Source organism: Xanthomonas hortorum pv. pelargonii (assembly GCF_024499015.1).
GTDB lineage: Bacteria > Pseudomonadota > Gammaproteobacteria > Xanthomonadales > Xanthomonadaceae > Xanthomonas > Xanthomonas hortorum_B.
Map to the genome: position 1 here is coordinate 847858 of NZ_CP098604.1, position 21936 is coordinate 869793.

At 64.3% G+C, this 21936-nt stretch carries 17 protein-coding genes and 4 pseudogenes; 8 read left to right on the forward strand and 13 right to left on the reverse strand.

Annotation, left to right across the window (positions count from 1 at the left end):
- The first annotated feature begins 6 nt into the window (after window positions 1-6).
- Window positions 7-2253 carry a catalase/peroxidase HPI gene (gene katG / locus NDY25_RS03720; RefSeq protein ID WP_168958297.1) on the forward strand — a complete coding sequence of 749 codons (2247 nt, stop codon included), beginning with the start codon at window positions 7-9 and terminating at the stop codon, window positions 2251-2253.
- A gap of 305 nt (window positions 2254-2558) precedes the next feature.
- Here katG and NDY25_RS03725 read toward each other — a convergent pair whose 3' ends face one another.
- Entirely contained in the window at window positions 2559-2966 is a 408-nt protein-coding gene (locus NDY25_RS03725) for an RNA-binding S4 domain-containing protein (protein WP_006449161.1), read from the reverse strand.
- A 320-nt stretch (window positions 2967-3286) separates the two neighbouring features.
- Here NDY25_RS03725 and NDY25_RS03730 point away from each other — a divergent pair, with 320 nt between their 5' ends.
- A complete protein-coding gene (locus tag NDY25_RS03730; RefSeq protein WP_256627779.1) occupies window positions 3287-4762 on the forward strand; it encodes an MATE family efflux transporter in 1476 nt (491 codons plus the stop codon).
- A 161-nt stretch (window positions 4763-4923) separates the two neighbouring features.
- Here the strand turns inward: NDY25_RS03730 and rplS are convergent, their stop codons facing one another.
- The 7 genes from rplS to NDY25_RS03765 form a co-directional block, all read right to left on the reverse strand.
- Window positions 4924-5331, reverse strand: coding sequence for a 50S ribosomal protein L19 (gene rplS / locus NDY25_RS03735; RefSeq protein ID WP_006449159.1), 408 nt, complete (start codon window positions 5329-5331; stop codon window positions 4924-4926).
- 147 nt (window positions 5332-5478) lie between these two features.
- Complete coding sequence (gene trmD, locus NDY25_RS03740; protein ID WP_168958296.1) at window positions 5479-6249, reverse strand: tRNA (guanosine(37)-N1)-methyltransferase TrmD; 771 nt, start codon at window positions 6247-6249, stop codon at window positions 5479-5481.
- Window positions 6250-6328: 79 nt separating this feature from the next.
- The gene (gene rimM / locus NDY25_RS03745; protein ID WP_168958295.1) at window positions 6329-6841 is read right to left on the reverse strand and encodes a ribosome maturation factor RimM; all 513 of its coding nucleotides are present in this window, start codon (window positions 6839-6841) and stop codon (window positions 6329-6331) included.
- Window positions 6842-6882: 41 nt separating this feature from the next.
- Window positions 6883-7143: a 30S ribosomal protein S16 gene (gene rpsP / locus NDY25_RS03750; RefSeq protein WP_006449156.1), complete on the reverse strand. Its 261-nt coding sequence runs from the start codon at window positions 7141-7143 to the stop codon at window positions 6883-6885.
- A gap of 110 nt (window positions 7144-7253) precedes the next feature.
- Window positions 7254-8051: an aminotransferase class IV family protein gene (locus NDY25_RS03755; protein WP_168958294.1), complete on the reverse strand. Its 798-nt coding sequence runs from the start codon at window positions 8049-8051 to the stop codon at window positions 7254-7256.
- Entirely contained in the window at window positions 8042-9040 is a 999-nt protein-coding gene (locus tag NDY25_RS03760) for an NAD(P)H-dependent flavin oxidoreductase (protein WP_233366502.1), read from the reverse strand. Before NDY25_RS03760 ends, NDY25_RS03755 begins: the two co-directional genes overlap by 10 nt.
- 100 nt (window positions 9041-9140) lie before the next feature.
- The gene (locus NDY25_RS03765; protein WP_168958292.1) at window positions 9141-9971 is read right to left on the reverse strand and encodes a DUF2314 domain-containing protein; all 831 of its coding nucleotides are present in this window, start codon (window positions 9969-9971) and stop codon (window positions 9141-9143) included.
- 508 nt (window positions 9972-10479) lie between these two features.
- On the opposite strand from NDY25_RS03765, the pseudogene NDY25_RS03770 reads away from it, so the two are divergent.
- Window positions 10480-11402, forward strand: a pseudogene (locus NDY25_RS03770) (IS110 family RNA-guided transposase).
- 306 nt (window positions 11403-11708) lie between these two features.
- Here the strand turns inward: NDY25_RS03770 and ffh are convergent.
- Window positions 11709-13085 (reverse strand): signal recognition particle protein, encoded by a 1377-nt coding sequence (ffh, locus tag NDY25_RS03775; protein WP_168957924.1) that lies wholly within the window; start codon window positions 13083-13085, stop codon window positions 11709-11711.
- A 192-nt stretch (window positions 13086-13277) separates the two neighbouring features.
- Here ffh and NDY25_RS03780 point away from each other — a divergent pair, with 192 nt between their 5' ends.
- Window positions 13278-14069: a cytochrome C assembly family protein gene (locus tag NDY25_RS03780; protein WP_074056958.1), complete on the forward strand. Its 792-nt coding sequence runs from the start codon at window positions 13278-13280 to the stop codon at window positions 14067-14069.
- Between the two features lie 52 nt (window positions 14070-14121).
- On the opposite strand, the pseudogene NDY25_RS03785 reads toward NDY25_RS03780, so the two are convergent.
- Window positions 14122-15176: pseudogene (locus NDY25_RS03785) on the reverse strand (aldose epimerase family protein).
- A 287-nt stretch (window positions 15177-15463) separates the two neighbouring features.
- On the opposite strand from NDY25_RS03785, the pseudogene NDY25_RS03790 reads away from it, so the two are divergent.
- A pseudogene (locus NDY25_RS03790) lies at window positions 15464-17025 on the forward strand (alpha-N-arabinofuranosidase).
- A 255-nt stretch (window positions 17026-17280) separates the two neighbouring features.
- Here NDY25_RS03790 and NDY25_RS03795 read toward each other — a convergent pair.
- The gene (locus tag NDY25_RS03795) at window positions 17281-18252 is read right to left on the reverse strand and encodes a LysR family transcriptional regulator (RefSeq protein ID WP_168957926.1); all 972 of its coding nucleotides are present in this window, start codon (window positions 18250-18252) and stop codon (window positions 17281-17283) included.
- A 190-nt stretch (window positions 18253-18442) separates the two neighbouring features.
- Here NDY25_RS03795 and NDY25_RS03800 point away from each other — a divergent pair, with 190 nt between their 5' ends.
- Both NDY25_RS03800 and NDY25_RS03805 read left to right on the forward strand, forming a co-directional pair.
- Window positions 18443-18664: a DUF2798 domain-containing protein gene (locus NDY25_RS03800; RefSeq protein ID WP_006450604.1), complete on the forward strand. Its 222-nt coding sequence runs from the start codon at window positions 18443-18445 to the stop codon at window positions 18662-18664.
- 214 nt (window positions 18665-18878) lie between these two features.
- Complete coding sequence (locus tag NDY25_RS03805; RefSeq protein WP_168957928.1) at window positions 18879-20228, forward strand: glycoside hydrolase family 16 protein; 1350 nt, start codon at window positions 18879-18881, stop codon at window positions 20226-20228.
- A 31-nt stretch (window positions 20229-20259) separates the two neighbouring features.
- Here NDY25_RS03805 and NDY25_RS03810 read toward each other — a convergent pair whose 3' ends face one another.
- Both NDY25_RS03810 and NDY25_RS03815 read right to left on the reverse strand, forming a co-directional pair.
- On the reverse strand, window positions 20260-20628 hold the full coding sequence (locus tag NDY25_RS03810; protein WP_256627780.1) for a response regulator: 369 nt from the start codon (window positions 20626-20628) through the stop codon (window positions 20260-20262).
- Window positions 20621-21714 (reverse strand): annotated as a pseudogene (locus NDY25_RS03815) (two-component system sensor histidine kinase NtrB). The gene NDY25_RS03810 and the pseudogene NDY25_RS03815 overlap by 8 nt, the downstream one beginning before the upstream one ends.
- Here NDY25_RS03815 and NDY25_RS03820 point away from each other — a divergent pair.
- On the forward strand, window positions 21661-21891 hold the full coding sequence (locus tag NDY25_RS03820; protein ID WP_256628027.1) for a hypothetical protein: 231 nt from the start codon (window positions 21661-21663) through the stop codon (window positions 21889-21891). The pseudogene NDY25_RS03815 and the gene NDY25_RS03820 overlap by 54 nt on opposite strands.
- The last annotated feature ends 45 nt before the right edge of the window (window positions 21892-21936 follow it).

The window sequence follows — 21936 nt, forward strand, 5'->3', positions numbered from 1 at the left end:
ATTGCCATGACAACCGAAGCAAAGTGCCCGTTCAATCACGCCGTCGTCGGTACCGGAACCACCAACCGCGATTGGTGGCCCAAGCAGCTGCGTGTGGACCTGCTCAGCCAGCATTCGAGCAAGTCCAACCCGCTGGGCCAGACCTTCAATTACGCCGAGGCGTTCAAGCGCATCGATCTTGCTGCGCTCAAGCAGGAACTGCGCGCGCTGATGACCGATTCGCAGGACTGGTGGCCGGCCGACTTCGGCCATTACGGTCCGCTGTTCGTGCGCATGGCCTGGCATAGCGCCGGCACCTATCGCATCGGCGATGGCCGTGGCGGCGGCGGTCGCGGGCAGCAGCGCTTCGCACCGCTCAACAGCTGGCCCGACAACGTCAGCCTGGACAAGGCGCGCCGCCTGCTGTGGCCGATCAAGCAGAAGTACGGCCAGGCGATTTCCTGGGCCGATCTGATGATCCTCACCGGCAACGTCGCGCTGGAAAGCATGGGCTTCAAGACCTTCGGTTTTGCCGGCGGCCGCGAAGACACCTGGGAGCCGGATCAGGATCTGTACTGGGGCCGCGAAACCAAGTGGCTGGGCGGCGACGACCGCTACTCGCGCGGCTCGCCAGGCGTGGACGAAGCGCACGGCGTGCTGGTGAAGGACGACGACAGCGAAGTGCCGCACACCCGCGATCTGGAAAACCCGTTGGCCGCCGTGCAGATGGGCCTGATCTACGTCAATCCGGAAGGCCCGGACGGCAAGCCCGACCCGGTGGCCTCCGCGCGCGACATCCGCGACACCTTCGCGCGTATGGCGATGAACGACGAAGAGACCGTGGCGCTGATCGCCGGCGGCCATACCTTCGGCAAGACCCACGGCGCCGGCCCGGCCGACAACGTGGCCGCCGAGCCGGAAGCAAGCGATCTGGAAAGCCAGGGCCTGGGCTGGCACAACAGCTACGGCACCGGCAAGGGCGCAGACACCATCACCAGCGGCCTGGAAGTCACCTGGACCACCACCCCGGCGCAATGGAGCAACGACTTCTTCGATCATCTGTTCAAGTTCGAGTGGGAGCTGAGCAAGAGCCCGGCCGGCGCGCACCAGTGGGTGGCCAAGAATGCCGACGCCATCATTCCCGATGCGCACGATGCCTCGAAGAAGCACCGGCCGACCATGCTGACCACCGATCTGGCGCTGCGCTTCGACCCGGCTTATGAAGCGATCTCGCGTCGCTTCCACGAACACCCCGACCAGTTCGCCGATGCGTTTGCGCGCGCCTGGTTCAAGCTCACCCACCGCGACATGGGTCCGCGTTCGCGTTACCTGGGGACCGAGGTGCCGAGCGAAGAACTGCTGTGGCAGGACCCGGTGCCCGCCGTCGACCACCCGCTGGTCGATGCGCAGGACGCCGCTGCTCTCAAGCAGACCATCCTCGATTCCGGCCTGAGCGTGGCGCAGCTGGTCTCCACCGCGTGGGCATCGGCATCGACCTTCCGCGGCTCGGACAAGCGCGGCGGCGCCAACGGTGCACGTCTCCGTCTGGCACCGCAGAAGGATTGGCAGGCCAATCAGCCCGAGCAGCTAGCAAACGTGCTGCGCACGCTGGAGCGCATCCAGGCCGAGTTCAACGGCGCGCATGCCGGCGGCAAGCAGATCTCGCTGGCCGACCTGATCGTGCTTGCCGGTAACGCCGCGGTGGAACATGCAGCGCACGCCGCAGGCCACAGCGTCACCGTGCCGTTCGCACCCGGCCGCACCGATGCCTCTCAGGAGCAGACCGACGTTGAATCGTTCGCTGTGCTGGAGCCAGTGGCCGATGGCTTCCGCAACTTCGCCAAGCGCAGCTACGCGGTGCCTGCCGAAGCGCTGCTGATCGACAAGGCGCAGTTGCTCACTTTGACCGCGCCCGAGTTGACCGTGCTGGTCGGCGGCCTGCGCGTGCTCGGCGCCAATGTCGGCGACTCGAAGAATGGCGTGTTCACCACCCGTCCCGGCGTGCTGAGCAACGACTTCTTCGCCAACCTGCTCGACATGCGCACCGAGTGGAAAGCCACCTCCGAAGCGAAGGACCTCTACGAAGGCCGCGACCGCAGCACCGGCGAACAGAAGTGGACCGGCACGCGTGTGGACTTGGTGTTCGGCTCCAACTCCATCCTGCGTGCGGTCGCCGAGGTCTACGCCAGCGCCGATGCACAGGAAAAGTTCGTGCACGACTTCGTCGCGGCCTGGACCAAAGTGATGCAGCTAGATCGTTTCGATCTGGCGTAACAGCGGCGATCAGGACGACGGCACTTGCCACCAGGTGTGTGCCGTCGTTGCTCGGGGCGGCACTTGCCACGCGTGCTATTCCGAATGCGCGACTGACGATTGCTGGATACTTTTGTCGCCCAATCAACGTGGCATCGAGAAGCTTGCATCGAGCAGGCCCTTGAGCACGGATGGCGGTTGCGGCGATGTTGGTTTCCACGCGTCAAGCGCAATGCAGGCATATGACCGCATTAACGCAAACGCCCCGAATAATCGGGGCGTTTGCGTTTCCATCATTCCAGACGCAGCACGACAATCACGCAGCGCTACAACGCGTCGATATCGCCCAACGCAGTGATCAACCGACGTGCACGCTTGTCCGGTTTGCCGATAGGTGCACGATAGCCGGTGCGTTCGGCCACACGCTGCAGCCGCCACTGCGTGCGTCCCTCGCGTGAGGCATCGCTTTCCACGTACAGCGCCTGCGCCACCGGTGCCGGCCCGCGCACGTCGCTGAGCGCGGCAACCGTGATCTCGAAGATTTCACCGCCACGGTCGATGCGCAACTGCTCGCCCTGGCGTACCGCACGCGATGGCTTTGGCCGCTGGCCGGCGACATCCACCTTTCCGTTGTCCACCGCCGTCTTGGCCAGGCTGCGGGTCTTGAAGAAGCGTGCTGCCCACAACCACACATCCAGCCTGACCGTCGTCGCTTGTTCCACCAATTGAGTCATCGCGTTGTGCTTGCCGTTGGGTCCATTGGCTGCATGCCGGTGTGGTCATCGCGCTGCATCGGCGCGGTGCAACCGGCTGCATCGAGCAAGAAATATCTGGGCAACCGCACCGGAACTCAAGCGCCACCGCCGGCCAGATCCAGCCTGCCTGCCACACACTGGCTGACCGATACAGGCAGAGCTGCATGGCCCGTGTGGTGCCCCGTGACATCGGCCTGGCGAGCTCGCTCTTCCGCGGCTGTTGAGATTTGCCAGGCGACCGCACGCGGCACACACGCCAATGCTAGTGTTCGCAGCTTCCGCACCACGGCGCGTCTGCGATGCCTAAATCCGCTGTCCTGACCGAAGGCCCGATCGGCAAGAATCTGCTGCTGTTCGCACCGCCGATCCTGGCAGGCAATATCGCCCAGTCGCTCAACGGCTCGATCAATGCGATCTGGGTGGGCCGCTACCTCGGCGAGGCGGCACTGACTGCGGCAGCCAACGCCAACAGCATCATGTTCTTCCTGATCGGCTCGGTGTTCGGCATCGGCATGGCCTCGACCATCCTGATCGGCCAGGCGATGGGCGCACGCGACATCGCGCAGGCACGCAAGGTCATGGGCACCAGCGCCAGTTTTTTCGGCGGCCTGTCGGCAGCGATTGCGGTCTTCGGCTGGTTTCTGGCGCCGCATCTATTGACCGCGATGGGTACACCACCGGCGTCGCAGACATTGGCCGAGGAGTACCTGCGTGTCATCTTCCTGGCGATGCCGCTGATCTATGTGTTCGCGTTTTTGTCGGCGGCACTGCGTGGTACCGGCGATGCGCGCACACCGTTCCGCTTCTTGCTGGTGTCGGTGGTGCTGGACATCGTGTTCAACCCATTGCTGATCTTCGGTCTCGGCCCGTTTCCGGCACTCGGTATCGCCGGTGCGGCCTGGGCCACGCTGCTGGCGCAAGTGGTCGCACTCGGCGGGTTGCTGCTGTATTTACGCAAGAAACGCCATGTCCTGTGGTTGGGGCGCGGCGATCTGCAGCTGTTCCGGATCTCACCGACGATCCTGCGCGCGCTCATCGTCAAAGGCGTGCCGATGGGCCTGCAGATGGTGCTGATCTCGCTGTCCATGATCGCGATGATGACGCTGGTCAACGGCTTCGGCACCGACACTGCGGCCGCTTACGGCGCAGCGCTGCAGCTATGGACGTATGTGCAGATGCCGGCGATGGCGCTGGGCGCTGCATGCTCCACGATGGCGGCGCAGAATGTGGGTGCCGGGCTCTGGAACCGCGTCGATGCGACCGCACGCACCGGCATCGTCGCCAACTTCTTGATGACCGGCATTCTGATCGTGCTGCTGATCCTGTTCGATCACTGGACGCTCGCCCTGTTCCTGCCGACCGACAGCCCGACGCTGGAAGTGGCGCGGCATCTCAATCACATCGGCATCTGGTCGTTCCTGCTGTTTGGCGTGAGCTTCGTCATTTCCGGCGTGGTGCGCGCGACCGGCGCGGTGATCCCGCCACTGCTGATCCTGGCATTCGGTCTATGGGGTGTGCGCGTGCCGCTGGCGAACGCCTTGATCCCGCATCTGGGAGCCGACGGCATCTGGTGGAGTCTTCCGATCAGTTCGGTCTGCTCGATGCTGCTGTCGCTGGCGTATTACCGCTGGGGCGGCTGGCGCAAGGCGCGCATGTTGACCACGCCTGCGGATCCGGCGGAGCTGGCGGCCGCTGCGGAGGTTCCGGCACACCCGGCTTCGCCGGTCGCCGATACGGCACCGTTGACGGAATTGCCGAGGCCTCGCCAGCGCTGATGTCCACTGGCAGTGCGAAGAACAGACGCTCGCGCGCCCACACGTTCCCGCGAACGTTGTGGGATCACCACCTGCCGATTCACGAATCCCGATTCTCATAACGCAAACGGCCGCCCGAAAGCGGCCGTTTGGCAGTGGCAGAAGCAACCTGCCAGTGTGACTTACTGAGCCTTGGCAGCAGCCTGGCGAGCAGCCTTGGCCTGCGCAGCGGCGGCCAGATCTTCCTTGATGCGGGCAGCCTTGCCTTCCAGACCACGCAGGTAGTACAGCTTGCCGGCGCGAACCTTACCGCGACGCTTCACTTCGACCGAGTCGATGATGGCGCTGTGGGTCTGGAACACGCGCTCGACGCCGAAGCCGTGCGAGATCTTGCGGACGGTGAACGCGGAGTTCAGGCCAGCATTCTTGGTACCGATCACGACGCCCTCATAGGCCTGCACGCGCTCGCGATTGCCTTCCTTCACCTTGACGTTCACCACAACGGTGTCGCCCTGGTTGAATTCCGGCAGCTGGCGCTGAATCTGGGCGGCTTCGAAGTCAGCCAGGATGGTCTTGTTGAGTTTGCTCACGATGGGCACCGCGTGTCTGGTGATATTGGACCGGCAGTCGCCGCACGGCGATTGCTCGAGGTTCGTAGGAGGGCCAGACGCAAGGCTGGCCAGCAAGCCGCATATTGTACCCCAATCAATGTTGCAAGAGCTAGGGGTGAGCCCTTATTACTTGTTGCCTGGTTTATCGTCGCCTGAGGCGAGTTCGCGACGAAACTCCTCCAGCAAGCGGCGATCGTTCTTGTCCAACCCTGCCTCGTCGAGCAGATCCGGGCGACGCAGCCAGGTCCGGCCCAGCGACTGCTGCCGGCGCCAGCGCGCAATCGCAGCGTGATTACCAGAGCGCAGCACGTCCGGCACATCGCCCCAGTCGTGGGCCGATGGATGGCTGTAGTGCGGGCAATCCAGCAGACCCTGCGGGCCTTCGAAACTGTCCTGGGCCGCAGATTCGGCATCGTTCAACACGCCTTCCTGCAACCGCGTCACCACATCCACCAGCACCGCTGCGCCAAGCTCGCCACCGGATAACACGTAGTCGCCGATGGAGATTTCCATATCCACCGCCTGCGCCAGAAACCGCTCGTCCACGCCTTCGTAACGCCCGCACACCAACACCATGCGCGGCAACTGCGCCAACTCGCGGGCGAGCGGCTGGGTGAGCGGCCGCCCCTGCGGGCTGAGGTAGATCACCGGTGCAGGACGCGTGTCTGCGGCTTGCACCGCAGCCAGACAGGCCCGCAACGGCTCGATCAACATCACCATGCCGGGCCCACCACCGAACGGACGGTCGTCCACACGGCGGTAGTTACCCTGCGCATGGTCGCGCGGATTCCAGCCCTGCAGTTCCAGCAAGCCACGCTCCTGCCCCCGCCCGACCACGCCGAACGCCGCGCATTGCGCGATGAACTCGGGGAACAAGCTGATGACGTCGATGCGCACTGGATGGGAATCGGGATTGGGGAATGGGTACAGCAAGAACGGAGCGCAAGCACCGCTCAGATCAGATCAGAAATTCCGATCAGAAATCCGGATCCCAGTCCACCACGATCACGTTGGCTTCAAAGTCGACCGACTTGACGAAATCCGGCAGCACGAACGGCACCAGCCGTTCGCGATCGCCGCGTACCACCATCACGTCATTGGAGCCGGTGGAGAACAGATGCGACACCGTGCCGAGCTTGACGCCTTCGACGGTTTCCACCTGCAGCTCTTCCAGATCCACCCAATAATATTCATCGGGCTTGGGTGGCGGCAGCACGCTGCGCGAGACGTAAATCTCGATCCCGTGCATGGCTTCGACGGTGTCGCGATCGGAAACGTTGGGGAATGTTGCGACCAGATGCTTGCCCTGATCGCGCCCGCGCGCTCCGCTCAGTGTCGACTCCTCACCCGAGGGCGTACGCAGAATCCACGGTTGGTACCGGAAGATTGCGCTACGCGGCTCGGTCCAGGACTCGATCTTGAGTTCGCCCTTGACACCGAAAGCGCCGGCAACCCTGCCCAGCAGGATACGGCGCTCGGTCTGTTTCATTTGCGTCAGCTAGGCCGAGCGATGCGCTCGGCCCTCCCAAATCAGGCCGCGGCGGCCTGAGGCTTGGATGCTTCGCGATACAGGTTACGCACCTTGTCGGTCAGCTGTGCGCCCTGGCCGACCCAATGGTCGACGCGCGCGATGTCCAGCACGACGCGCGGTTCTGCGCCCTGGGCAACCGGGTTGTAGTAACCCAGACGCTCGATGTTGCGGCCGTCGCGCGCGCTGCGCACGTCGGTCACGATGATGTGGTAGAACGGACGCTTCTTGGCGCCGCCGCGGGTCAGTCGAATCTTGACCATGGTGTCGTTTTCCTGAGTTGCCCAGTCGCCAGAGTGGCGCGGTAAGCCGGCGATTATAGCGGGCCCCGGCGGCGAAGCCAAGTCACCCGGTGACCGCCCCGCGCCAAGCCTCAGATCGCTTGCCACGCATGGGTTTGCAGGGCCTGCTCCAGCAGCGGCAGCTGCGCTGCATGTGGGCCCCAGCGGGCCGGCCCCATCGCCACGATCGCCTGCTGCCCGCGCGCATTGCAGGCGAAGGCGCCATCGAAACGATCCAGTTCGTCCAGTTGCACCGGCCGCCGAATCTGGCTGATCCCCAGCGTTTCCAGCCCGGTCTGCAGCAATTGCTGACGCGTTCCCAGCAAGGCCGGGCCTTGCGGCCAGACCACGCCACCGCGCTCCCACAAACCCAGATTCCAGAACGCGCCTTCCAGCACCCTGCCCTGCGGATCCTGCAACACGACATCGTCGTGATCGGTATTCATGGCCAGCCGGCGCAGACGCAACAGCGGAAATGTCCCGACATGCTTGAGCTCGGGCTGATCGCGCACATAGCTGGTCACCTGCACGCGCAGCCCGGTCTCGGGCATGTCCGCTGGCGGCGACACCGCAACCAGCACGTCCAGCGCGACCTCGCGCAAGGGATCGCGAAAGTCGTAATCCTGCGCGAACACGGTGACGCGCAGGCTGGCATCGGCCATTGCCGAGGCTTCCAGCGCGGCGTGCATTTGCAGACGCAATGCCTCCTGCGCCAGCTCCATGCCGAACAGCGCGCTACTGCCCTGCTGTAGGCGCTGCAGATGCAGATCCAGCCCGAGCGTGGCACTGCTGCGCACCTGTAGCGTGGTGAAGTGGCCGTAGTTGATCAGCGCGGCAGCCCCGAGCTGCGCCGCGCTGGCGGGTACGCCATTGCAGAAGATCACCGACATAACAGCGCCTGCGCGTCAGCCCACCATTGCGTTACCACCTGCGCGGCGGGCTGCGCGGGCGCCATCCAGGCCGATTGCCCGGCCCAGGCCTGCATGGCATCCAGGCGGTTGTCGCGCGCGGCGGCCTGGCGCATCGGCGCGGTCAGCGCGCGCTGCACCGGATACGGCGCTGGCGGCGGCGCATCTGCAGCGCTGGCGGCGCTTACATACGGTGTGACCAGCGCACGACCCAGTCGGCCGGAAAATGCGCGGGTCGGCTGGGTCTGTTCCGGTTCGGCCTGCGTCAGTGCCTCGGCCCAGGCGCTCGGCAGTGCAGCTTCGGGCGTACGCAGCAGGCCGGTACCGATCTGCACTGCACTTGCGCCCAGTGTGAGCGCCGCAGCAATGCCGCGTGCGCTGGCGATGCCGCCTGCGGCGATCACCGGGATGTGCAGGTGATCGACCAATCGCGGTAACAAGGCGAACAACCCGGTCGTCTGGCGCTCGGCCTGGCTGGCATCGAAGGCGCCACGATGGCCACCGGCTTCGGCCCCTTGTGCGACCACCGCATCGGCACCTGCTGCCTGTGCCGCAAGCGCTTCGTCCAGTGTGGTGGCGCAGGCGAACCACGCGATGCCGGCAGCCTTCAAACGCGCAACCTGATCGGGCCGAAACAGCCCCATGATCGATGAGGCAACCGCAGGACGCGCGGCGAGCAAGGCCTCGAACTGTGCGTCGAAGTCGGCTGGCGTTGTGTCACCTACGGCTGCAGAAACTGGCGGCCCCCACTGCGATAGAAATTCCCGCATGCGCGCTTCCGCATCTGCGTTGCGTACCGGTGCAGGATCGGGAATCCATAGATTGATCTGCGCGGGCCCGGTGCTCGCGTCACGAAACGCCATCATCCATGCCACGATCTCCTGCGGCTGCGACAACACCGCACCCATCGCGCCCATGCCACCGGCTTCGGCAACCGCCGTCGACAACGGCACCGGGCAGGCGCCGGCCATGGGGCTGAGCAGAATGGGAGCGCCTAAGCCAAAACGCCGGCAAAAACGCGCGACGTTTGCGTACCGGCCATCCGACGCAAGCGACGGTGTCACCGACACCTCAGTGATCGCCTTCGAGGAGCTGCACGATTCTGGGCCATTGCATCTGCCGAGCCAGATCCAATGCCGTCTTGCCCGATGGCGTGCGCAGCGACGCATCCGCGCCGTGCTTCAGCAACAATGACACCGGCTGATAGTTGCCCGCCAAGGCATCGCGCTGCAGGAGCGTCCAACCGGCGTCGTCGCGGAAATGCACCATGTCCGGCTGATCGCGCAGGCCTTCGTCGAACTTTGCGCCCATGTTCTCGCTCATCGGATGCTCGCGCTCGGACGGAGCCTGCTCCGTTGCAACGACCTGAGCCGGCTTGCTACCGAACATCTTGCCGAACAAGCCACTTTTGCGCTCCGGCACAGGTGCAGGCACCAGGCGCACTACGCCCGGCTCACCGAAGTCCAGGCCCCACGCAGCGTCGTGCTCGGCGCGTTCGGCCTGCGACATCGTGCGACGCATCGCTGCAATGGTATGGCCGCCGTAGACCTGGCCATCGGTCACGTACATCCAGTCTTCCAGGTCGGTGATCGGTGCAGACACGGCGTCACCGGCGGTGAGTCCTGCGATCCATTCCGGATCGTTGAGCAGGCTGCCGGAGACCTGCTCGCCATCGAACTGCACGTCGGAGATCCACATATGCTCGTGCGAAGGCGCATCAGTCGCGGAAGCGTCGGTGGCGAAAGGCAGTTTCACTGCCGCCATCTCCAGGCCCGGCACGATGCGGCGGTATTCCCAGGACAGTTCGCGCCAGAAAAACTTGAAGGTGTCGCGCGCTGCGGCGTAGGCCGCCTGCAGTGCAGCGTCTTCATCGTTTGCGAAATACATGCGGTTATCGGTCATGGTTACCTCGACGAAGAGCCGCCTACAAAACTACTTCACGTCAGTCTAATGCAGGCCGGCTGATCTGCGGCATGGCTGCAGGGCCCTTGCCGGCCCACCATCGCGGGACACGCCGCAAGTACGTCCATGTAGGCTCTTACGCGGCATCCATGCCGCGTAAGGTCCCGCGACGGTGGGCCGGCAAGGACCAGTCGAGATGGTCGGTGTGCGTAGCTCTTCTCAAAGCAACCGACTCACTCTCTGGTGCGGCGCCCTCACCGATTGCGGGACCATGTGGCGGCATGGATGCCGCCACTGAGCCTTATCTGTTCGGAATCTGGCAGTTTAGGTGTCGAGAGCCGGCGTGGGCCACCGTGAGAGCCTGGATCTCAGCGATCGTCGTGTAGCTTGGTACCCACGCCGGATTCTCCCTTGATTCGCCCGAACAGTTGCCCGAGGTGACACTCGAAACGATAAGACTGGGCAAGCGAGGGAGCTCTCGACATTTCTAGCCTAGCGGAGATTTCCCATGAGCGGAATCGGGATCGATGTGTGCAAACACTCTCTTGACGTTGCGGTTTTTCGAGGCCAGACCCGTCAGTTCACCAACACCGCAGGCGGTCATCGGAAGCTTGTCGATTGGCTGAATACGCTGTCGGTGCGGCAGGTGGTGCTGGAGGCGACCGGGGGCTACGAGCTGGCAGCGCTGGATGCCTTGCATCACGCCGCATTGCCGGTGGCGCGCGTCAATGCGCAACGGGCACGCAACTTGGCCAACGGTTTGGGACTGGCCAAGACCGACCGGCTGGACGCCGCCATGTTGGCCTGCATGGCCGAGAAGATGGAGCTCCATCAGTATGTTCCACTGGAACCATGGCAGCGCGATCTGGGCGAGCATGTGCGTGCCCGTCGGCAACTGGTGGATCTGTTGAAAACAGCAAGGCAGCAGCTGCAGCAGGTTGCGGAAAAGCGCTGCGCAAGCTGCTGCAGGGCAACGTGAACCAGCTTGTGCGCAGTGTGGCGCGGTTAGACAAACTGATCGCCGGGCAGCTGAAGACGCTGCTCACCGAGCAACCGCACCTGGCTGCGTTGAAGACGCTCAAAGGGGTCGGTCCGGTGCTGCTGGCCGTGCTGGCGTGCCGGTTACCAGAGCTTGGGACGCTCAGCGGAAAGCAGATATCCCGATTGGTTGGCGTTGCCCCGCTCTCGCGCGACAGCGGCGCGATGCGAGGTAAACGGGGGATTGGCGGAGGCCGAGCCGACATCCGACAGGCGCTGTATATGGCGGCCATGTCCTCAGCTCGGCACGAGCCACGTCTGCGCGATTTTTACAGAGCGCTGCGGGCACGCGGCAAGGAGGGCAAGGTCGCCCTTGTGGCGGTGATGCGTAAGATGCTGGTGATCCTCAATGCGCGCGTGCGCGATGAAAGAGCCGCCATGAAGCCCGCCTGAGCGCATTTGACGGCCATGCGCAAACGCAAAAGCGTGCCGGCCAGCGGCCGGCACCTACCGATGGACGCACCCGAAGGAAACCGATCGAAGGCCGCGAATCGGGGTCCTGATCAACACAGTTGCTCCACGGATGGATTTACGGCGTGCCCCGCGAGCGGTGAGGGCACCGCGCCCTCGACCCACGCAGCGTTTGATCTGGACCTCTGACTGCATCCACGCAATCGCAGCTGCATCTGCGCGATGCCCTACATTGCCAGCGCAGGGACCGTGTGGCGCCGCGCTGGCCGTGTCAGCGCATCACTGAACTCAACGGAACGGCATGCCGCCGCGGCCGCCCATGGCGCCCATCATCCCCTTCATGTTGCGCATCAGGCCCTTCATGCCGCCGCCGGCCAGCTTGCCCATCATCTTTTCCATCTGCTGATACTGCTTCATCAGCTTGTTGACGTCGGCCGGCTGCATGCCCGAGCCGCGCGCGATGCGCGAGCGGCGCGAGCCGTTGAGCAGGGCCGGGTTGCGGCGCTCTTTCTTGGTCATCGAATTGATGATCGCGATCATGCGCGGCACTTCCTTGCCGGTGACCTGCTGCTTGACGTTGTCCGGGATCCGGCCCATGCCCGGCAGCTTGTCCATCAGCCCATGGATGCCGCCCATGTTCTGCATCTGCTCGAGCTGTTCCTTCATGTCGTTGAGGTCGAACTTCTTGCCCTTGGCGACCTTGGCGGCGAGCTTGGCGGCTTTTTCCTGATCGACGCTCTGCTCGACCTGCTCCACCAGCGACAGCACATCGCCCATGTCCAGGATGCGGCTGGCGACGCGGTCGGGATGGAACACGTCCAGGCCGTCGGTCTTTTCGCCGGTGCCGACGAACTTGATCGGCTTGCCGGTGATGTAGCGCACGCTCAGCGCGGCACCGCCACGGGCGTCGCCGTCGGTCTTGGTCAGTACCACGCCGGTCAGCGGCAATGCCTCGCCGAAGGCCTTGGCGGTGTTGGCCGCGTCCTGGCCGGTCATCGCATCGACCACGAACAGGGTTTCGGTCGGGTTGACCGCGGCATGCAGCGCCTTGATCTCGTCCATCATCGCCGCATCGATCGCCAGGCGGCCGGCGGTATCGACCAGCAGCACGTCGACGAAGGACTTGCGCGCGTCGCTGATGGCGGCGCGCACGATGTCCACCGGCTTCTGCGAGGCGTCGGAGGCGAAGAACAGCACGCCGACCTGTTCGGCCAGCGTCTTGAGCTGCTCGATCGCAGCCGGGCGATAGACGTCGGCCGAGACCACCATGACCTTTTTCTTGCGCTTTTCCTTCAGGTGCTTGGCGAGCTTGCCGACCGTGGTGGTCTTGCCCGCACCCTGCAGGCCCGCCATCAGGATGATCGCCGGCGCCGGCACGTTGAGGTTGAGGTCGGTGGCGGCCGCGCCCATGACCGCGGTCAGTTCGTCGCGGACGATCTTGATCAGCGCCTGGCCCGGGGTCAGCGACTTGAGCACTTCCTGGCCGACCGCGCGCACCTTGATGCGTTCGATCAGGGCCTGTACCACAGGCAACGCGACGTCGGCTTCGAGCAATGCGATGCGCACTTCACGGGTGGCTTCGCGGATGTTCTCCTCGGTCAGGCGGCCGCGGCCGCGCAGGCGCTCCATGGTGCCGGAGAGACGTTGGGTAAGGGACTCGAACATGCGCAAAGGACCGCGTAAGGGGAAACGGGCGTCGATTATAGCGGCACAGCCCAATCTGCCGCCCTGCCCGGCTGGGCATGCCCGCTCTTCCGATTCCCGATTCCCGATTCCCGATTCCCGATTCCCGATTCCCGATTCCCGATTCCCGATTCCCGATTCCGGCGCCAGCCCCCAGTGTGCGAAACTTCCACGATGACAATCGTTCTCATCGCGTTCGCCCTGTATCTGTTGGCCACCGCGCTGCTCACCCGCTCGGTGCTGCGCGATGGCAACCAGGCGCCTGCACGCTGGTTGATACCGGCGCTGGCGGCAGTGGCGTTGCACGCCGGGTACCACGTGCTGGTGGCATTCCGCACCGCCGGCGGGCCGGACATGCACTTCTTCGCGGCACTATCGCTGTGCGGGCTGGGCATGGCCGCGCTGACGGCGGTGTTCGGCGGGCGCGGGCGCATGGCGGCGGTGGGCGTGGTGGTGTTCCCGCTGTCGGCGATTCTGCTGGCCTGCTATCACGCTTACGGTCACGAACCGAGCTCGGACCTGGGCTGGCGGCTGGAGCTGCACGCGTGGATGGCGCTACTGGCCTACGCCACGCTGGGGATCGCCGCGCTGCTGGCGATCATGCTGTGGTTGCAGGAGCGCGCGCTACGCCGACGCGACTTCCACACTTGGCTGCGTGCGCTGCCGCCGTTGACCGAGCTGGAGACGCTGCTGTTCCGCACGATCACGGTGGGCTTCGTGCTGCTGAGTCTGACCCTGCTGACCGGCCTGCTGTTCGTGCAGGATTTTCTGGCGCAGCGGCTGTTGCACAAGACCGTGCTCAGCATCCTGTCGTGGATCGTGTTCGGGGCGCTGCTGATCGGCCGCTGGCGCAATGGCTGGCGCGGCACCAAGGCGGTGCACTGGACGCTGACCGCGATGGTGCTGCTGGTGCTGTCGTTCTTCGGCAGCAAGTTCGTGATCGAGCTGGTGTTGGGGCCGCGCTGATGGCGTTGGCTTCAGGAGCGTCCTGGCCTCACCGTCGTTGCGGTACCCGCGCTCAGGCATCCAGCGCAGCGTTCACCGCGGCCCACGGCTGATCCGGGCCAGCGCTGGCGAAGTGATAGGCGATGCGGCGGCGGTAGATCTCGCCGGGCCGCAGGATCGTCGACGGGAAGTTGGGGTGATTGGGCGCATCCGGATAGTCCTGCGGCTCCAGACACACGCCGCGGCCCAGGCCGGGATGATGTGCGTCCAGATGCTGGCCTTCGTAGAGTTGCACCGCCGGTGCATCGCTGCTGATGCGTAGCGCCACGCCACTGCGCGGCGAATACAGCTCGGCAACGCAATCGGCGTCGGCTGCCAGCACCAGGCATTGGTCGTAGCCTTTGCCTAGCACCACTTGTGGATGCGATGGGTCAGTGTTATTGGCCAACGCGGCAGCAATGCGGAAATCGAACGGCGTGCCGGCAATCGAAGCGATCTCGCCGGTCGGAATCGATTCGGCATCCACCGGCAGATAGCGATCGGCCGGCACGCGTAGTACCTGCGCGGCGGCGCGGTGATGCGGGTCGCCGGATAGATTGAAGTACGGGTGATGGGTGAGATTCAACGGGGTGGCGGCATCGCACTGCGCCTCGAAATCCAGCTGCAGCTTGCGTCCCTCCAGTTGCAGCCGCGCACGCACCTGCAGATTACCGGGATAGCCTTCTTCGCCATCGGGGAGTCGTAGCCGAGCAACACCTGATCCGACGCCTGCTCCAGCACGCGCCACACACGCCGCCCGAAGCCGCGCAAGCCGCCGTGCAACTGGTTGCGCCCTTCGTTGGCCGCCAGCGTGTGGGTGACGCCATCCAATGTGTAACGCGCCCCGGCGATGCGATTGCCGAAGCGGCCAACCAGGATATTGAGGCTGTCGCCGTCGGCCGCGTAGGCAGGCAGGTCCGGCAAGGCCAGCAGCAGCGGCACCACGCCCCGTGCGGTGGTGAGCCGCAGCGCATGCAGGATGCCGCCATAGGTGAGCACTTCCGCCTCCAGCCCGGCATCGCTGCGCAGCGTAAGCGCATGGACCTCAACACCGTCTGGGTCTGGCAACTGCCCGAATACGCGCTGCATGGATCGTCCCGCCGATAGTGGAAGCTGGCGAGCATAGCGGTGTCGCATAGCTGGCCGCCATGCCGATGCGCACAGACTGGCCTGCGAAGCGACTGACGGCTGCACATCGCATGCAAAGGTATGCGCGGCTGCGTTCGTCTGCGGATGCTAGTCCGGCGTGGGTCTCACTGCGCCGATGCACACAGACAGCACGGCGCTGCACGCACTACGCTAGACAGCGCGTGCCCAACCGGTAGCGCATGACCGACTCAACCGACCAGCACAGGAGCGCCAAGCCCATGCAGTGGATGTCTTTCGCAATGCAGAGCTCACGCAGGCCGTTGTTGCCCTCAATGGCTGGCATCACCCTGCTCGTCAGCGCGCTCGTCGCCTCCGCTGCCGAGGTCAAGGTGAGCGGTACGCTGCGGGCGGATCAGCCCGGTGCGCTGGTGTCGCGGCAACTGTTCGGCCAGTTCGCCGAGCATCTGGGCACCGGCATCTATGGCGGGGTGTGGGTCGGCGCGGACTCGGCGATTCCCAATACGCGTGGCTATCGCAACGATGTGGTGGCCGCGTTGAAGGCGATCGCAGTCCCGAACATTCGCTGGCCCGGCGGCTGTTTTGCCGACGAATACCATTGGCGCGACGGCGTCGGGGCCTCGGCCAAGCGCCCGATCAGCATCAACACGCATTGGGGCGGCGTGGAAGAGTCCAACCGTTTCGGCACGCATGAGTTCATGGATTTCACCGAGCTGCTTGGCACCCAGGCGTATATCGCCGGCAATGTGGGCAATGCGGCGCCGGACGAGATCGCACAGTGGGCCGAATACATGACCGCACCCACGCGCTCGAGCCTGGCCCAGGAGCGCCGCGCCAATGGCCGCGATGCGCCATGGCAGGTGCCCTACTTCGGCGTGGGCAACGAGCTGTGGGGCTGCGGCGGCAATATGCGGCCGACGTGTATCGGCGCTACCAGACGTTCGTCAAGGCGCCGGCCAATCAGAAGATCCTCAAGATCGCGCCCGGCCCCAACAACGACGATTATCACTGGACCGAAGTGATGATGCGCGAGGCCGGCACGTTGATGGACGGCCTGAGCCTGCACTACTACACCGTGCCCGGTGGCTGGCCGCCACGCGCATCGTCCACCAATTTCGACGAAGCCGCCTGGATCGATACGCTGTCGCGCACGCTGGTGATGGACGAGCTGATTACCAAACACAGCGCGATCATGGACCGCTACGACCCGGGCAAGAAAGTGGCGCTGGTCGTAGACGAATGGGGCACCTGGTATGCCGGCCTGCCCGATGCGAACCCGGGCTTTCTGCATCAGCAAAACAGCCTGCGCGATGCGCTGGTGGCGTCGTTGAATATCGACATCTTCAGTGCGCATGCCGAGCGCGTGCGCATGGCCAATATCGCGCAGATGGTCAACGTGCTGCAGGCGATGATCCTCACCGACGGGGACAAGATGGTGCTGACGCCCACCTACCACGTGTTCGCGCTGTACAAGCCGTACCAGGACGCCACTTATCTGCCGCTGCACTTGCAGACGCCCGAGTACCGTCACGGCGATGCGCATGTGCCCGCCGTGCACGGCTCGGCAGTCAAGGCCAAGGATGGGCATGTGTATGTCGCGCTGACCAATCTGGATGCGAAATCGGCGGCGAACGTGAGCGTGCAGGTAGAAGGCCTGTCGCCGAGCAGCGTAGACGGGCAGATCCTCACTGCGCCGGCGATCACCGCACACAACACCTTCGCCCAGCCACATGCGGTGGAGCCGAAAGCGTTCAAGGGCGCGCACGTGCAAGGCAAGGCGTTGAGCATTGCGCTGCCGGCGCATTCGATTGTGATGCTCAAGCTGGAGTGAGCGATGGTGACGGCAAACGCGTTGACTGAAAGCTGCCGGCGCGCTTGATTTTCATGTCCAAGCTGGAATGAGCAACAGCGGCGGCGGTAGCTGCCGCCGCTGTAGTTGATCAGGAACGATGACTTGGGGTGCTGCACTTTTCAAAGTGGACCGCTTGCAAGCAACTTGGTACGCATTTGCGAGTCAGCGCATCACACCTTCGTGCGCCTTATTGACCAGAGCGCCGGACACAAAGGGTTGCAACTCAGATGCTGGCTATGCACCGGTTGCTGCTTGAGCCGGCGCAGGTGTCAGCGCCGGCTCGGCAATGCGCCACTCCGCCGGCAGGCGTTCGAGTACGTGGTCCATAAAGGCGCGCACTTTTGGAGTGAAGTCGCGGCGGTCGGCGACGCACAGGTAGATGCGCAGCGGCTCCGGTAATGCCTGGGCGGTGCTGCCGAGATCGGAGACAAACAGCGGCTGCAGCTGGCCGCGCTGCAGATACGGCTGCACGACATACGCGGCCAATCGTGCAATGCCGCCGCCGGCAGCGGCCATGGTGGCGAGCGCATCGATATCGTCGCTGACCATCGCCTTGCCCAGCTCCGGCTGGAAGCGCACTCCATTGCGGAGGAAGTTCCAAGGCAGACAACGCCCATCGACCGGGTAACGCAGCAACAGGCAGTGGTGGTACTTCAATTCGTCCGGGGTCTGCGGGGTACCGCAACGGGCCAGGTACTGCGGTGCCGCGCAGACCACCAGCGGCACCTGCGCGATGCAACGCGCCACCAGGCCGTCTTCCAACTGCGCTTCGATGCGCAGGCTGACGTCCACGCTTTCCTGCGCGTGCTGCACGGCGCGGTCGGTGCACAACAGCTCGATCTCCAGTTGCGGATAGCGCTGGCGCAGCGCCGGCAACATCGGGGCGAGCACATGGCGCGCAAAAGCGGCGGTGCTGGCCACGCGCAAGCGCCCGGCCGGGGCCTGCTGCGGACCGGCGACCGATTGCCGCGCGCGTTCCAGGTCGCGCTCCAGCTGCCGCACCTGTTCGAAGTACAGCGTGCCGCGCTCGGTGAGCGCCAGGCTGCGCGTGGTCCGGTGCAGCAGGCGCACGCCCAGATGCTGCTCCAGCCGCGCGATGTTCTGGCTGACCGCAGCCGCGCTGACGCCGAGCAACTTGGCTCCGCCGGCAATGCTGCCGGCATCGACGGTGCTGACAAAACTACGGATGGACTGAAGAATGTTCATTGTTGAGGCAAGTATTACCAAACGATTCGTAAGTTTTTCTTACGTAAGCCACAAGGCTACGCGATCTACCCCGGCCGTGGTGGCGTCTCTACAGTTCCCTTCACGCCGCGGTTGTGCGGCAGTCGAGGTCATCCCCATGTCGTCATCTCCTCCCTCCTCCCCGTTGGCGCGACCGCGCTGGAAACTCGGTATGCGCGCCACCCCGTTCGTCTTCGCGTTCTACATGGCCGCGATCATGGCTTTGCTGATGTGCCTGGTCATCACCGGCGCCAACACCGGGCTGGCACCCGGCTATCTATGGCGCGTGCTGGACGCCTACCGCATTGCGATGCCCACCGCGTTCTGTTGCGTATTGGTGGTGCGGCCATTGGTGATACGACTGGTGGCGTGGACGGTGCACGCGGGGCATTGAAGTGTGCGTGGATGTGCATCTGCCGGTCGCAGACAAGTGCTGCCGCGCAGCACGGCACAGACCGCGTTTGCGACCGCCGTCATGCCAATGATGGATTATTCCGTAATGAACACCACGGAACTGAAACACGCCCGACAATTGCTTTGACACTGAAGCAGCACCTGCGCAGCGTCGCTTCTCCACGGACGTGAGTCCGTCTTTTGGGGAAGCACGCATGAACACGCTACGCAGTGTCGCTGTGCAGTTCGCTGTTGTGTTGGGCATGGCGCTGGCACCGAGTGCGCAGGCGCAAACCCTGGTGTGGGAAGACAACTTCAACGGGCCGGGTATCGACGGCAACAAATGGACCTACGACGTCGGTAACGGCTGCCAGATCGGCTTATGCGGTTGGGGCAATGGCGAGATGCAGTACTACACCAGCCGTGCCGAAAATGCGCGTATCGATAATGGCCGGCTGGTGATCGAGGCGCGGCGCGAAGCGTTTCAGAGTATGCCATTCACCTCGGCACGGCTCAAGACCGAAGGCCGCATGCACTTCACATACGGCACGCTGGAAGCGCGCATCAAGACGCCGGTGGTCGGCAACGGGCTATGGCCGGCGTATTGGATGCTGGGCACGATCGGCGTGTGGCCCGGCCGCGGCGAAATCGATCTGATGGAGGCCGGCATGGCGGCGGCAATCGCCGCCGGCACCGCCAACCGCCGCATCGGCGCGGCCGTGCATTGGGACTACAACGGCGCGCAAGCCGACTACGACACCAGCTATACCAGCCCGATAAATCTGCACAACGACTTCCACGTGTACCGGATGACCTGGGACCCGCAATTCATCCGGGTGTCGATCGACGGCCAGCAGTACTTCGAATTTGCGATCTCCAACATCCAAGGCGCCTCGTTGCACGAATTCCACCAGCAGCAATATCTGCTACTCAATCTTGCGGTGGGCGGCACCTATACCGGCATTACCTCGCCTGCTGCGGTGACGGCCCCGCTGCCGGGCAAGATGGAGATCGATTACATCCGGCTGTATCAAAACCCAGGTGCACAACTGTATGTCGGCGCGCAACATGCCGCGCCTGCGGGGCGCTTCGGTGTATTTACCGAGCAAAGCGATACCAGTGCGCGGCTGACGTTCGGCCAGGATGCCGAGCTGTACTTATGGAACAACCTCACCCCGATTGCGCAGGCCCCATTCGAAGGCCGCAACGTAATGGCGTACCGCGCCAACGCCGGTGCCTGGTACGGCCTGGGCATCCAGACCGACTATCGCAATATGGCCGCGTATGCGGGCGGCGCACTGAAACTGCACGTTAAAACCACTACGCCTTCGACCTTCAAGATCGGCATCAACACCAGTTTCGGCGACAGCTGGGTGGACTTCGCCGCGGGCGGCAATCAGTACGGATTGGTGCGCGATGGCGCCTGGCATGAAGTCAGCATCCCCTTCAGCGCGTTCTACGATCTGGATCTGCAGGCGGTCAAACAACTGTTCATGCTGGTGGCCGATCCCCCGGCCGCGCCAGTGGAGATCGCCATCGACAAGGTGTACTACCAGAGCCGTTGAACCGGCCGCGCGAGCTGGAGGCAGCCAACGTTTACGCGTTGGCTGCAACGCCTCTGAGCATGTCGATCAGCTGACGCAGGCGGTAGGGCTTGGGCAGAAAATCCACCTGCGGCGGCAGTGGCGGCAACTGCGCCTTGGCAAACCCGGACGCCAGGATGATGCGTGCCTGCGGCAGCAGTTGCGTCACCTGCTCGCTCAGCTCGATGCCCGACATGCCGTTGGGCATGCGGATATCGCTGAACACCACATCGTAAGGGCCGCTCTCGCGCAGCATGCGCAATGCACTGTGACCATCGTCGGCGGTGTCGACGGTGATGCCGGCATCGCGCAGTGCCTCGCCGATCAGTTCGCGTAACTCTTCTTGGTCCTCAACCATCAGCAAGCGCAGGGATTCAGTCATGCTCGGCGTCCTCGATGGCCGGGAGAAACAAGGTCACGGTGGTGCCGTGTCCGGGTGCGGTGTCAAGCTCGACAAAACCACCGGATTGGGACGCGAAGCCGAACACCTGGCTCAAGCCCAGGCCGGCGTTCGTGCCCGCATCCTTGGTGGTGAAAAACGCGTCGCCAGCGTGCTGCGCGACATCCGCCAGCATGCCGCTGCCATTATCGCGCACCGCAACGCTCACGTAAGTGCGCTGTGCAGCGTGCGGGTCGGACGGTGCGGCACGCCGCTGTACGGCGGTGGCCAGCACGATCGTACCGCCATCGGGCATGGCATCGCAGCTATTGAAGACCAGGTTGAGCAATGCGGCGTCCAATTGACCTGGGTCCATACGCACATCCGGCAGTGTCTGGGCCAATTCAAGCGAGAGGCCAATGCCGGCCGGGCACGCACGCAGCAGCAGTTCCAACGCGCCGGTCACAATTGCATTGACTGCATGGCGTTGTGGAGGCGATTGCTGCCCGCGTGCGAAGGCGAGCACGTGGCGGGTCAGCGAGGTGCCCCGCTCCACTGCCGTCTGCGCAGCACCCAGCAAGGTGCGCAGACGCGCATCCTCGCCCGCACGCCGCGAGATCAGATCCAGGCTGGTCGCCATCACGGTCAGCAGATTATTGAAGTCATGCGCCATGCCCCGCGTCAACCGGCCCAGCGCCTGGCTGCGTTGCGTCTGCGCCAGCACCTGCTGCGATTGCTGCGATTGCTGCGCTGCATGGCGTTCGCTGATATCGCAAGTTGCCACGGCAAAACCCACCAGCACATCGACTTCCAACACCGGCTCGATCACCACGCGGGCAAGGAATTGGCTGCCATCCTTGTGCAAGCGCCAGCCTTCTGCAGCAGCGCGCCCATCGCGCTTGGCGACCTCCAGCAGGTGTGCCGGCTCGCCGCGCTGTGCATCTTCGGGCACAAAAAACGCGAAAAATGCGTCTCCATGACCTCGGGGACGGCGTAGCCGTGGATTCGCTCTGCAACGGTATTCCAGCTACGCACATGGCCGCCCGTATCGAGCGTGTAGATCGCGCAATCGCACATGCTCTCGAGCAACAGCTGGCACTGCCGGCTGTTGTGAGAAAGCGGCCCGACGGTGTCGGTGGCCGTTTCCGCATCCATCACGCGATGTTTCCCCCCTGGAAAGCGCGCGAACATAGTGACGGATACGTGAAGGCGATGTGCAAGCCAACCCGGCCGGAAAGCGTCAAATTTCCGGCGATTTACGCGTGAAAGTTATCGGCTAACATGACCGCCCTCCCACTTAGGTCCGCGCGC